This window comes from Phenylobacterium sp. (assembly GCF_030693625.1).
Classification (GTDB): Bacteria; Pseudomonadota; Alphaproteobacteria; order Caulobacterales; family Caulobacteraceae; genus Phenylobacterium; species Phenylobacterium ferrooxidans.
Map to the genome: position 1 here is coordinate 1 of NZ_JAUYAF010000082.1, position 12,428 is coordinate 12,428.

The 12,428-nt window shown below is 68.0% G+C and carries 10 protein-coding genes and 2 pseudogenes; 10 read left to right on the forward strand and 2 right to left on the reverse strand.

From position 1 onward, the window contains the following. The 4 genes and pseudogenes from Q8N10_RS18885 to Q8N10_RS21100 form a co-directional block, all read left to right on the forward strand. Positions 1 to 134: pseudogene (locus Q8N10_RS18885) on the forward strand (IS30 family transposase); the annotation flags it as partial. Positions 135 to 334: 200 nt separating this feature from the next. Continuing rightward, positions 335 to 1,750 (forward strand): PhoPQ-activated protein PqaA family protein, encoded by a 1,416-nt coding sequence (locus Q8N10_RS18890; protein WP_304775105.1) that lies wholly within the window; start codon positions 335 to 337, stop codon positions 1,748 to 1,750. Positions 1,751 to 1,837: 87 nt separating this feature from the next. After that, the gene (locus Q8N10_RS18895) at positions 1,838 to 2,536 is read left to right on the forward strand and encodes a transposase (protein WP_304775106.1); all 699 of its coding nucleotides are present in this window, start codon (positions 1,838 to 1,840) and stop codon (positions 2,534 to 2,536) included. Between the two features lie 323 nt (positions 2,537 to 2,859). Then, positions 2,860 to 3,231: a BLUF domain-containing protein gene (locus tag Q8N10_RS21100; protein WP_370690167.1), complete on the forward strand. Its 372-nt coding sequence runs from the start codon at positions 2,860 to 2,862 to the stop codon at positions 3,229 to 3,231. A gap of 48 nt (positions 3,232 to 3,279) precedes the next feature. Here Q8N10_RS21100 and Q8N10_RS18900 read toward each other — a convergent pair. Together Q8N10_RS18900 and Q8N10_RS18905 are read right to left on the reverse strand one after the other, a co-directional pair. Beyond that, a pseudogene (locus tag Q8N10_RS18900) lies at positions 3,280 to 3,528 on the reverse strand (transposase); the annotation flags it as partial. Positions 3,529 to 3,645: 117 nt separating this feature from the next. After that, positions 3,646 to 4,113, reverse strand: coding sequence for an MAPEG family protein (locus tag Q8N10_RS18905; RefSeq protein ID WP_305663975.1), 468 nt, complete (start codon positions 4,111 to 4,113; stop codon positions 3,646 to 3,648). 235 nt (positions 4,114 to 4,348) lie between these two features. Between Q8N10_RS18905 and Q8N10_RS18910 the strand changes: the two genes are divergently transcribed. From Q8N10_RS18910 to ftsZ, 6 genes are all read left to right on the forward strand, one after another. Continuing rightward, the gene (locus Q8N10_RS18910; RefSeq protein WP_304775109.1) at positions 4,349 to 5,638 is read left to right on the forward strand and encodes a hypothetical protein; all 1,290 of its coding nucleotides are present in this window, start codon (positions 4,349 to 4,351) and stop codon (positions 5,636 to 5,638) included. A gap of 239 nt (positions 5,639 to 5,877) precedes the next feature. Then, complete coding sequence (locus Q8N10_RS18915) at positions 5,878 to 6,843, forward strand: D-alanine--D-alanine ligase (RefSeq protein WP_304775111.1); 966 nt, start codon at positions 5,878 to 5,880, stop codon at positions 6,841 to 6,843. Beyond that, a complete protein-coding gene (locus Q8N10_RS18920; protein WP_304775114.1) occupies positions 6,791 to 7,702 on the forward strand; it encodes a cell division protein FtsQ/DivIB in 912 nt (303 codons plus the stop codon). The genes Q8N10_RS18915 and Q8N10_RS18920 overlap by 53 nt, the downstream gene beginning before the upstream one ends. A gap of 23 nt (positions 7,703 to 7,725) precedes the next feature. Next, positions 7,726 to 9,051 (forward strand): cell division protein FtsA, encoded by a 1,326-nt coding sequence (gene ftsA, locus Q8N10_RS18925; protein WP_304775116.1) that lies wholly within the window; start codon positions 7,726 to 7,728, stop codon positions 9,049 to 9,051. 124 nt (positions 9,052 to 9,175) lie between these two features. Then, positions 9,176 to 10,387, forward strand: coding sequence for an acyltransferase (locus Q8N10_RS18930; RefSeq protein WP_304775117.1), 1,212 nt, complete (start codon positions 9,176 to 9,178; stop codon positions 10,385 to 10,387). Positions 10,388 to 10,653: 266 nt separating this feature from the next. Then, positions 10,654 to 12,258, forward strand: a complete 1,605-nt coding sequence (ftsZ, locus tag Q8N10_RS18935; protein ID WP_304775119.1) for a cell division protein FtsZ — start codon at positions 10,654 to 10,656, stop codon at positions 12,256 to 12,258. Positions 12,259 to 12,428: the final 170 nt, after the last annotated feature.

Sequence of the window (12,428 nt, forward strand, 5' to 3'; positions counted from 1 at the left end):
GGACCGACCTGTCTGTGCACAGCCAAGCCCAGCTCAGCGCCATCGCCCGCCAGCTCAACGAACGGCCCAGAAAGACCTTGCTCTATCGAACACCAGCAGAGACCTTCGCCGAGTGTGTTGCAGCGATCAGTTGAGCCCACCGTGGAGAGCGGGCACTCGTCCGCCCGCACAAACGGGATCCCGATGCGGCCTCTGACAGCCGGTGCTATGCGAAGAGGGAGGCGCGCCGCGTCACGCAAAAGCGGGAGCAAAACCGATTGCCTGCGGACACCAGCCGCTCGCCTGTGACAGTGTTCCGCCCAAGGACCGTCGAAAGGTCCATGGGAGGTTCTCGATGAATTTGCTCAAGCTGCTGGGTGGCGTGATCGCCGCCGCTGCGTTGGCCGCGGCTCCGGCCGCCGTCGCCAAGGGCCCCAATGCGCTCGACGCCTACGTCGCTAAGCCGGAGCCGAGCTTCGGCTGGAAGGTGGTCGGGCCAATCTCGGGGCCTGGATACCACGGCGCTGTCCTGGAGATGACCTCCCAGAGCTGGACCACCGAGACCATGCTGCCCGGACAGGACCTCTGGAAACACTGGGTGACGGTGATCGTCCCCGACAAGGTCACGAGCGACAAGGGCTTCCTTTACATCACCGGGGGCGACAAGGGCGACGCCGCACCCACCAAAGCCGTCGATCGCTTCGCCAAGCTGGCGGTGGAAACCAGCTCGGTGGTCATCGAACTGGACGACGTGCCGAACCAGCCGCTGCGCTTTTCCGATGAGCCCAAAGATCATGTCGAGGACGAGATCATCGCCTACCTTCAGGCGCGCTACGCCAAGACGCGCGACCCGAACCAGCTGCTCCGCCTGCCGATGGTGAAGAGCGGGACCCAGGCGATGACCGCGGCCCAGCAGTACCTGGCGAGCGACGCCGGCGGTCGCATGAAGCTAAATGGCTTCGTCGTGGCCGGCGGGTCCAAGCGCGGCTGGACCACCTGGCTGGTCGGGGCGGTTGACCGGCGCGTCATCGGCATCGTGCCTATCGTCATCAACGTGCTGAATGTCGACGCTACCGCTATCCACCACTGGCGAGCCATGGGCTATTTCTCGCCGGCACTCGGCGACTACGTCCACTACGGCCTGATCCCCGGAATGATCGGCAAGCCTGGGCTCCGGGGCGTGAACCTCATTGAAGACCCGATCAACTATCAGGACCGCCCGCAGATGCGGATCCCGAAGTTCGTCATCAACGCTGTGGGCGACGAGTACTTCCCGCCCGACAACACCCGCTTCGGCTACTACAAGGTCGCCGAGCCCAAGCGGCTGCGGATGATCCCCAACTCCAAACACTCCACCGCCGGCACCGACATCATGGAAAGCATCACCGCCTTCCACGACGCGGTAATCCGCAATCGACCGATCCCCAGCTACCGGTGGGGGGTGCGCAAGGATGGTGCGATCGTGGTGCGCTCGGCCGTCAAGCCGATGGAAGTTTTCCTCTGGCAGGGGGCCAATCCGAAGGCCCGCGACTTCCGCGTCGACAGTATCGGCAAGGCCTTCACCGCCACTCGCCTGCAGCCTCAGAAGGACGGCAGCTACGTGGGCCTCCCGGCGCAGCTTAAGTCGGGGTTCACCGCCTATTTCGTCGAGCTCGTCTACCCGAGCGGGACCAAGTACCCGTTCAAGTTTACCACCGAGGTTCAGGTCAGCCCGGACGTGCTCCCCTACCGCTGGGAGGACGCTAAACCCATCACCGCCCCAACGTCTTAGCAAGGCTGCCGGGCGCCCAGGCATTACGGTGACACTGTATGAAATAGCGTCTATCTTCGCGGGACAGAGCCGATAGGAGTTCCCATCGTGGCCCGTCTCGCGCGCGTCGTCGTCCCTGGTCTGCCCCACCACGTCACCCAGCGGGGCAATCACCGCGAGGCGGTGTTCTTCGGGGAGGACGACTATCGCGCCTATCTCGATCTGATCTCGCGCGCGGCCAAGGCGTCGGAGACGGAGATCTGGGCCTACTGCCTGATGCCCAATCACGTCCATTTCATCATGACCCCGAGCCACTCCGATGGCCTGCGGGCCACCTTCGCCGAGGCTCACCGGCGCTACAGCGCCCGCATTCACGCTCGGCTGAAGCTGACCGGGCATCTGTGGCAGGGACGTTTCAGCTCCACGGCGATGGATGAGCGCCACCTGATGGCTGCGGCCCGCTACGTGGCGATGAACCCGGTGGCGGCTGGAATGACCGCGCGCGCGCAGGATTGGCCCTGGTCGAGCACGGGTGCGCACCTGGCGGGCGCCGACGATGGCGTGGTGGTGACCGCGCCGCTGCTGGCGCGCATGCCAGACTTCGCCGAGATGCTGGCCGGCGCGGAGGACGAGGCTGCGACGCGGGCTCTGCTGGCCTCGCGCACCACCGGGCGGCCCGTCGGCGCCGCGGACTGGATCAAGGCCCTGGAGGCGGGGACCGGTCGCAGCCTCGCGCCGGCCAAGCGCGGTCCTAAGCCGAAGATCGCGCCCGGCGAGGATGGCCTATTTCATACAGTGTCACCGTAACCGGCGGTGGGGGCGCCTGCTCTAGACGCTGCATTGATATTGCCCGGAGGAGGCTATCGGCTCCACGCAGGCATCGAAGAAGTGTTGCCTGAGCGCCTAACGGGGAGAGGCGTGAGCTCTTTTGTCACGGTGTGGGCCGCTCGCTTTGAAAGGACTGGTTAAATCGGCGATGCTCAAGGTTGTCGGCATTCATTTCCCTGTTCCTGGGAAGCGGGGAGAATTGAGAGCCTGCCATGTCATTTGAGGACGCCGACATTCATGCCCTTCACCGTCTGGTATATTTCAGTCGGGCGGAAGTCAGTTCGCCCGACGCTCTCGCACCGATGATGGAGGGAATTCTCACGGCGGCGGTTGCTCGAAACGCAAGTCGCGGCGTCTCTGGCGCCCTGCTCGCGTGTGACAAATGGTTTGTCCAGGCCCTGGAAGGCGACCGTCTCACGATTGGCGAGGTCTACCACCTTATCTGTGGTGACCGGCGCCACCGGGCCCCAACGGTCATCAAGGCCGGGCCTATCGAGCGCCGAAGTTTCGAAGGCTGGAGCATGTGCGGTAGGACGCTCTCGCCCAAAGATGACGCCATAATCCAGGCGCTCGAAACGCAAAGAACATTCAATCCTGCCAGTCTCTCGCCGACGTCGGCTCTGAAGCTGTTGGAAGTCGTCAGAAACCTTCAGCCGCGCATTGTCTACTTGTGAGATTGGCGGGATTTGGCAACGGGCATACCAACGCCGCGTGGCCGGAACCGTGAGCGTCCACATCTCGATGTTGCGCTGCGCCTCGCACTCCAGCTTCCGGGTCGAGGCGACCTGGTTGACGTAGCCGTATACGTAGATCTTCAGCAGCAGACCTGGATGGTAGCTCGGCCGGCCGGTCACCTCCGGCACGACGCCCTCAAAGCCCAACCTCTTCAGATCCAGCTCATTGACGAACACGTCGATCATCCAGACCGGGTTCTCCTCGGAGACGTAGCCCTCAAGATATTCCGGGAGCAGCCTGCCCTGACGCCGGTCCTCCCCCTCGACAAACCGTTTCTTCCCGGCCCCCGAAGCTGATGGATAGAAATCTAGGCTGCTTCGATGTTTTCACGCAGCCTCGTTGGTTAGCCGACGTCACGCCCTCAGCACGGCGACCAGGGTCCAGCACGTGATGAAGACAAGCATGAGCGAGCCGATGGTCCAGAGCGCTGCACGGGTGTCATGGGTTCGAGCCGTGAAATAGGCCGCGAAGTGGGCGAAACGGGAAATGACGTAGCCATAGAGCAGCCACTGCGCGAGGAGCAGCGGAGGGTCCGTAAGAACAAACAGGAAGCCGGCGACCAGGAAGAATGGAACGTTCTCCAGGTCGTTGAGCTGCATGCGCCGGATGCGATCAACAGACTCGTTCGGCTGTGTCTGCGTCGGATTCGGGTGAGGATTCAAAGCGGTCTTCTTCAGGTCCTCGGGCGAACGGAAACCGCCCTTTACCTGCATCATGCGCATCACGGTCAGCCAGGACATCCCGACCACCTTGAGGATCATGAGGGTGGCCGCCACCACGTAGGTATTGAACAGCGGATTGTGCAGGCTGAGCTTGTCCATCATGCCCTCTACTGGCGCGTCCAGGTTGATCCTAGCCGAAATGACTGAGGGCGAAAGCGCGTTGCTCTGCGCGGTCGGCTGCACATGGTCCGAGATGGGTCGCGAGCGGCCGCAAGCCGTCGTCCGCCATACGCAGGGTTGGTCGAGGGCCGGGCGCACAGGCCGGCGATCCGCCGCGCGACCTCGGCCAACCGCATCGACCGGTGCTAGGGTGCCGCCAGACACGGAGGTCGGCATGGGCGCGTCACGTCGTGGAGTGATTCTCGGGGCGGGCGCCCTGGCGGCGGCGACGCCGGGGGCGCAGGCCGCGACGGCGGGCGCAGGCCCTGACCCGGCGTGGTTCCAGGCGGTGCTGGAGCGCTACGCGGGCTTCGGGATCAAGGCCTCGGGCGGGCCGGGCGACACCGCCAGCGGCGCCTGGCTCGAGGCCGAGCTCGCCGGGCTGGGCTATGGCTGCGAACGCCAGGCCTTCGAGGTCCCCTATGCCGAGGTGCGGACGGCGAGGCTCACGGTGGGCGCCCACCAGGCGACGGTGTTTCCCCAGGCCCTGGTGGTTCCCACCGGTCCCGGCGGACTGTCCGCGCCGCTGCGGCTGGCGTCCTCGGACGGCGGGCTGGACGGGGCGATCGCGCTGATCGTCCTGCCGTTCCGGCGCTGGGTGAGCCTGGCCGAGCCTGCGGTCTCACGCGCGCTCACCGACGCCTTCAGCCGTGGCGCGGCCGCGGCGGTGCTGGTCACCAACGGGCCGACGGGGGAGGCCGTCGCCCTGAACGTCAGCGCCACCGCGCCGGGCTTCGGCAAGCCCATCGCCGTCCTGGCTCCCAAGGACGCCGAGCCCTTCCTGGCGGCGGCCCGGCAGGGACGGGGCGCGACGCTCACCGTCGACGCCGCCTCCGGGCGGCGGCCGGCCTTCAACCTGATCGCCCGCCTCGACCGTGGCGCGCCCAAGAGCCTGATCGTCACCACGCCGCGCTCGGGCTGGCACAGCTGCGTGGCCGAGCGGGGGTCGGGCCTGGCGGTCTGGCTCTCCCTGGCTCACGGGCTGGCGGCCGCCGCGCCGGGGGTGAACCTGGAGTTCGTGGCCACCAGCGGCCACGAGTACATCTATCTCGGCGGCGAGCAGTATCTCGAGCACCGCGCGCCCAGGCCGGCGGCCACGCGCATGTGGGTCCACATCGGCGCCAGCGCGGCGGCGCGCGACTGGCACGAGTTCGGCGGCCGGCTGCGGCCCCTGCCCAGCGCCGACCCCCAGCGGGTGCTGACCGCCACGCCGGAGGTGATCGACGCGGTGCGCGCGGCCTTCCAGGGGATCAGCGGCCTGGAGGCCGTCTATCCCGCCGACCGGGCCCACGCGGGGGGCGAACTGGTGAACGTGATCGAGGCGGGCTACGCCCCGGCGATCGGCCAGTATGGCGGCCATCGCTACTTCCACACCGCCGGCGACGATCTGAGCTGCGTCTCGGGCGACCTGGTGGCGCCGGTGGCCGCGGCCTTCCGGGCGGCGATCGCGGCCGCCCTGGCCTAGACGCGCGCGACCTCGACGGTCACATGTCGGCCTTGGTGGGCGGGCCGCCAAGTGCGCAACGCCTTGCGCCGCACCGCCTGGTGGCCTGTGCGGGGCGCGTGAAGGGCCTTGTCTTCCATCCGCGGCGACCGACCGGTGAAACGAGGGGGTCCGGCTTGACTCTCCGCCCCAGCTGTCGCACCGCCGCAGGATGAAAAGACCGCGGCCGCCTGGGCCGCCCTGCTCGCCACGGAGGCCCAGTGAGCCAACCCCTTTCCGGCCGCCATGTGGCCCTGCTGCTTGGCGGCCTTTCCTCTGAACGCGATGTGAGCCTGGTGTCTGGCCGCGCGTGCGGCGACGCCCTGGAGCGCCTGGGCGCCAAGGTCACCCGCGTCGACGCCGGGCGTGACCTGGCCCAGGTGCTCACCCGGTTGAAGCCGGACGTCTGCTTCAACGCCCTGCACGGCGCGTGGGGGGAGGACGGCTGCGTCCAGGGGGTGCTGGAGACCCTGAACCTGCCCTACACCCACTCGGGCGTACTGGCCTCGGCGCTCGCCATGGACAAGGCCAAGTCAAAGGCGGTGTTGGCCGCCGCCGGCGTGACCGTCCCGGGCGGAGGCCTGTTCAACCGCTTCGAGGCCGCCGCCGAGCACGTCATGCCGCCACCCTATGTCGTGAAACCCAACGCAGAGGGGTCCTCCGTCGGCGTCTTCATCGTCCTGGACGGCGCCAACCGGCCGCCCCAGGAGATCGTCTCGCCCGAATGGACCTTCGGCGAAGAGGTGATGATCGAGCCCTATATCCGCGGCAAGGAGCTCGCCGTGGCGGTGATGGACGGCAAGGCCCTGACCGTCACCGACATTGTGCCCAGATCGGGCTTTTATGATTACGAGGCCAAGTACGGGGATGGGGGGTCCGAGCACATCCTGCCGGCCCAGATTCCGTTGAAAACCCTGGAGAAAGCCATGGAGTTGGCCGAGCGCGCCCACGCTGCGCTCGGTTGTCGCGGGGTTACCCGATCTGATCTTCGTTATGACGACATTAACGACATTCTGGTCCTTCTGGAGGTCAACACACAGCCCGGCATGACGCCGACTTCGCTCGTCCCCGAGCAAGCGGCCATGAAGGGCGTGGACTTTGACAACCTGGTGCTTTGGATCACGGAGGACGCTTATGCCCGCGGTGCTGCGGGGGGGATCGCGAGTTTCGGCGAAACCCCGGGCTAGAAAGCCCGCTGGCTCCAAGTCTCGCTCCCAGGCCAAGGCGCCTGCGGGGTACGCCCCCGCGAAGCTGGGCGCCGCCCGCAACGTCGGCCTCTCCCCGCAACACGCCCTGATGGCCGCCGGCGGCGTGCTGGCCATCGTCCTGATCGCGACCCTGGCCACCGGCGACCGCGCCCACAAGGCTTCCGAGGCGATCAGCGGCGCGGTGGGCGGGCAGTTCGCTCACCTCGGCTTCCGGCTGAAGGCCGTCCACGTCCAGGGCGCCTCGGCCATGGCCACCGCCGACATCCTGGCGGCCGCCGGGGTCTACAAGGATCAGCCGCTGCTGGGCCTGGACCTTGAGGCCCTGCGGCAGCGCGTCGAGGCCGTCGGCTGGGTCAAGGAAGCCCGCATCGTGCGCCTGCTCCCAGACACCCTGGTGCTGGCGGTGGTGGAGCGCAGGCAGCTGGCCGTCTGGCAGCACGGCGGCCAGAGCCACGTGATCGACGACCATGGCCGGATCATCCCCGAGGCCCGGTCTGACAAGTTTCCCACCCTACCGCTGATCGTCGGTGAGGGGGCCAATGAATACGCCGCCCAGATCCTGCCGGAGGTCGCGGCCCGCCCGCGCCTGATGGAGCGGATCGAGGCCCTGGTGCGGGTGGACAACCGCCGCTGGGACCTGCGGCTGAAGGACGGCTCGCTGGTGCAATTGCCGGCGGTGGACGAAGACGGCGCCCTGATAAAACTGGAGCAGCTGGATCAGAGCCAGCGCATCCTGGAACTGGGTTTCGAGCGGATCGATCTGCGTGATCCGAGCGTGGTGGCGGTGCGGCCGCGCGACGGGGCCCTTCCCGGGCAACTCGTCGCGAACGGCGTTTGAGGAAGAAGAGGGCGGACCCGTTGGTGACCCGTGTTGAGGACCGCAAGGAGAGCCGCGAGGGGCTGAAGGCCGCGCTTGGCCGCCAGCCGGTGATCGCCGCGGTGGACCTTGGCGCGTCCAAGGTGAGCTGCTTCATCATGAAGCATGACGGCGTGCGTCGTTCCGACCGCACCCTGACCGCGGCTGGCGTCGGCTATGTGCAGTCGCGCGGCGTGCGCGGCGGGGCGATCGTCAATCTGGACGAGGCGTCGGACGCCATCGCCCAGGCCGTCGAGCGGGCCGAGAACGTCGCCGGCGTCCAGGTGCAGGGCGTCACGGTCGCCACCGGCGGCGGGGCGCTCACCAGTCATCGCATTTCCGGCCGCGTCACCCTCGGTGCGCGCGCCATCTCCGACCATGACCTGGTGCGCGCCATCCAGGCGGCCCTGGCCCAGATCAAGCTTCCCGGCCGCCGCGCCGCCCACATCCTGCCCGTCGCCTGGGCCGTGGACAGCCAGTCCGGCATCCGCGATCCGCGGGCCATGTTCGGCCGCGTCCTGGCGGTGGAGCTGCTCGTGGTCTCGGTCTCCGAGGCGGTCTTCCAGACCCTGGGGGCCTGCGTGGAGCGGGCTCACCTGCAATTCGACGGCGTGGTCGCCGCCCCCTTCGTGTCGGCCCTGGCGGCCCTGGAGGAGGACGAGATGGACCTGGGCGCCGTCTGCATCGACATGGGTGGCGGCTCGACCTCGGCGGCCGTCTTCTCCGGCGGCAGCCTGGTCCACGTCGAGACCCTGCCGGTCGGCGGCAGCCACGTGACCGCCGACATCGCGCGTGGGCTTTCCACCTCCATCGCCGGCGCCGAGCGGATCAAGACCCTGCATGGCTCGGCCATCGCCTCGGCCAACGAGGACCGGGAGATGATCGAGGCGCCGCCGCGCGGCGACGATCCGGGCGCGGGCCCGGTGATCGCGCCTCGCTCCCTGTTGAAGGGCATCATCGCCCCCCGGGTCGAAGAGACCCTGGAGCTGCTGCGCGACCGACTGAAGGCCTCGGGCGCGCCTGTCGAGCCTGGCGCGGGCCTGGTGCTCACCGGCGGCGCGAGCCAGCTGGCTGGCGTCCGGGAAGTCGCCGTGCGTGTCTTCGACCGCCCGGTACGCCTGGGCCGTCCGCGCCGCGTGCCGCACCTGGCCGACGCCGCCTCGGGTCCCGCCTTCTGCGCGGCGGCCGGGGTCCTGCACCGTCACGCCTTCGGTCCTCGCGAGGCGGTCTCGGCCAAGGCGCTCGCCTCGGCCAAGCTGCGCCGCGATCCGGTGGACCCGGGCGCCAACCCGGTGGCCAAGGCCGCCGCCTGGCTGCGCGAGAACCTCTGACCACAACCTTAGGCGGCGCTATCCGGCGCTGCGGATGACCTGATCGGGACTGTCCGGCGACACCGCCGGATGGAGCGCTTCTTGCGACGCTGACGGCGATTGCAACATAGAGGCGGCGTCGGTCTTGTCATTCAACTCAGAACCATCCCCTTCTGGCACGGTCCCTGCCAGAAGGGGCGCCAACCGCAGCGCCGCCCTGGATTTCCTGCGTTTCGCCGCCGCCGGCCTGGTGGTGCTTTACCACTACCAGAGCGAGGGGCCTTTTCCGCTGGAGCGGCTGAGCCCGATCTTCCTGCGCGGTTATCTTGTCACCGACCTGTTCCTGATCCTCTCGGGCTATGTGCTGGGCCGCGCCTATAGCCGGCAGGTGGCCGCCCGCACCATCAGCGACGGGCAGTTCCTGCTGCGCCGGGTGCTCCGGATCTGGCCGGCGCACATCGCGATGCTCACCGCCTTCGCCGCGGTGATCTTCGCGGCGGGTCTGGCCGGACGGGCGCCGGGCCACCCAGAGTCCTTCCAGTGGAGTGAACTGCCGGCCCAGGCCTTCCTGATTCACGCGTGGGCCGGCCAGGGCGGCGGCTGGAACCTGCCGACCTGGCCGCTCTCGGCGCTGGTGGTCTGCTACGCGGCCTTTCCGGCCCTCTGGCGACGCCTGAGCGGCGCAGGGGGTGGGCTTGTGCTGTTTCTGGGCGGAGCGGCCCTGGTTTGGCTTGCTGACCTGGGTATCCGCCAAGCCTATGGCCGGTCGTTCTACGACCTGGGCTTCAATTTGGGTGTCCTCCGCGCCGCGCCCTTGTTCGTATTCGGAATGTGCGTGGCAAGGGCCGCGGAGTGCGGTTGGCCGCGAACCGACTGGGCGGCGGGCCTGGCCCTCAGCGCCGTAACCGGGGTCTTCGCGCTTCAGTCCCTGGGCCGTTTCGACTTGCTGAGCATCGTCCTCCTGGGCGTGATCATCGCTGCTTGCGGCCAGATGCGGATGACCTGGGGCGCAGATCTTGCGGCCCGCGCCGCGCGTATCTCCTTCGCCCTCTACATCACTCACATCTTCGTCGGCATGTTGTGGTTCAACGCCCAGCGCACCCTTGTGGGTTGGCTGAGTCCTGCGGTTTGGGAGCAGTGGGTGTTCTGGGCCTGCGCCTTGCCGGTGGCCCTGTTGGTCGCCACGGTCTTCGATCGCTGGGTGGATCAGCCGATGCAGCGGGGTGTGACCCGGATGCTGCGGGACCGGACCACCGCAGGGGAGACCAAGACGCCTGCCGCCTCCAGCCCCGAACTCTCGTCAGGTGGCGACGCGCCGCTCACTCGGCGCCTATCGACTCACAATCGACTCAGTTGAGGGCTTCAAGCTGTTCTTGAATGTGTTCAGCGGCTTGACGAAATCTGTGAGTCAGGGTGTCGCAGTTCGGGCTTGGGAATCGCACCTAAGCCTTACGCGCCAACCAATTTAGCTTGGTTAGCGGCTCGACGGACCTCCGACTCGCCTTATGCAGTTAACCGCCAATTAACGATGGTAGGCGTTTCCTTAACGCCATCCGTCGAGGGAGCCTGGCGGGCGGGTCGCCTTGTCTCCCAGAATGAATGACGGAGGACGTAGAGGTCCCAATGGCTATTGCACTTTCCGCGCCGCGCGCGACCGAGTTGAAGCCGCGCATCGTTGTATTCGGCATCGGTGGGGCAGGCGGTAACGCCGTCAACAACATGATCGAAGCTGGGCTGGAGGGCGTCGAGTTCGTCGTCGCCAACACCGACGCCCAGCAGCTGTCGTTCTCCAAGACCGACCGGCGCATCCAGCTGGGCGTCCAGGTGACCCAGGGCCTCGGGGCCGGGGCCCATCCGGAAGTCGGGATGAGCGCGGCCGAGGAATCCATTCCCGAAATCGGTGAGCACCTCGACGGCGCTCACATGGTCTTCATCACCGCTGGCATGGGCGGCGGCACCGGCACCGGGGCCGCGCCGATCATCGCCAAGTGCGCCCGCGAGCGGGGCATCCTGACGGTGGGCGTGGTCACCAAGCCCTTCCACTTCGAGGGCCGTCACCGCATGCGCCTGGCCGACGCCGGGATCAGCGAGCTGCAACGCTATGTCGACACCCTGATCGTCATTCCGAACCAGAACCTGTTCCGGGTCGCCAACGAGCGGACCACCTTCGCCGAAGCCTTCGGCATGGCCGATCAGGTCCTGCACTCCGGCGTTCGCTCCATCACCGACCTGATGGTGCTGCCCGGCCTGATCAACCTCGACTTCGCCGACGTCCGCACGGTCATGACCGAGATGGGCAAGGCGATGATGGGCACCGGCGAGGCCTCGGGCGAGGACCGCGCCCTGATGGCCGCCCAGAACGCCATCCAGAACCCGCTGCTGGACGAAGTCTCGCTCAAGGGCGCCAAGGCCGTGCTGGTCAACGTCACCGGCGGCCTCGACATGACCCTGCTGGAAGTTGACGAGGCGGCCAACGCCATCTCCGAGCAGGTCGATCCCGAGGGCAACATCATCTTCGGCGCGGCCTTCGACCCGACCCTCGAAGGCATGATCCGCGTCTCCGTCGTGGCCACCGGCATGGACGGCGCTTCCATCGCGGCCATCGAGCCCAAGGTCGAGCGTCGTCCCCTGACCGCGCCGCCGCTGCGCGCCACCGAGCAGGCCCACCAGCCCTATACGCCGCCGCCCGTTCCGGCGCCCGAACCGGTGCGTTCGATCTACGCCACCCCGGCCGCCCAGGCTCCGGCGCCCCGCTATGAGGCTCCGGCCTATCGCGCCCCGGTCGCCGCGGCTCCCGCGCCCGCGCCGACCCCGGCTCCCAAGGCCAGCTTCGACGAGGACCTGGAGGCCCAGGGCGATCTCTACGCCGCGGCTCCCGCGCCCACCCCGGCCCCCGCGCCGGTGCGGGTCGAGCCGCAGATCACTCAGGCCGCCGCGCCTCCGCCCGCTCCGCCCATGACCCGGATCGTCGATCCGTCTGTGGCCGACGACGAGGATGAGCCGCTGTTCGCGGACGCGGCCTTCGAGGATCGCCGCCCGCAACGCAGCGGCGGCTTTCTGAGCCTGTTCGGCAGCCGTCCGCGCTACGACGCCCCGGCGCCCGCGCCGGCGGCCCGTCCCGCCGCCCGCGGCGGCGCCCAACCCGCTGAGGCTCCAGCCCCGCAGGAACAGGTCGATGGCCAGGAAGACCTGGAAATCCCGTCCTTCCTGCGACGTCTCGCCAACTAGGCGATCCGAAGTCGATCTTCGCGCAAGGCCGGGCTCACCCCCGGCCTTGTTGCGTTGGGGACCACTGTTTCGCGTGTGAGGCGAGGGGGCCTAGGTCTTGATTCCGCTAACAAATCCTGACCTCGAGAATCGAAACATTCGGAAACAGGACGTGTCTTGCGGCGCCGCAG

Excerpts from the sequence above, each read along its gene's own strand:
- Q8N10_RS18890 (WP_304775105.1), top strand. The coding sequence starts at position 335 with ATGAATTTGCTCAAGCTGCTGGGTGGCGTGATCGCCGCCGCTGCGTTG.
- Q8N10_RS21100 (WP_370690167.1), top strand. The coding sequence starts at position 2,860 with ATGATGGAGGGAATTCTCACGGCGGCGGTTGCTCGAAACGCAAGTCGC.
- Q8N10_RS18905 (WP_305663975.1), bottom strand. The coding sequence starts at position 4,113 with ATGGACAAGCTCAGCCTGCACAATCCGCTGTTCAATACCTACGTGGTG.
- Q8N10_RS18910 (WP_304775109.1), top strand. The coding sequence starts at position 4,349 with ATGGGCGCGTCACGTCGTGGAGTGATTCTCGGGGCGGGCGCCCTGGCG.
- Q8N10_RS18920 (WP_304775114.1), top strand. The coding sequence starts at position 6,791 with ATGCCCGCGGTGCTGCGGGGGGGATCGCGAGTTTCGGCGAAACCCCGG.
- ftsZ (WP_304775119.1), top strand. The coding sequence starts at position 10,654 with ATGGCTATTGCACTTTCCGCGCCGCGCGCGACCGAGTTGAAGCCGCGC.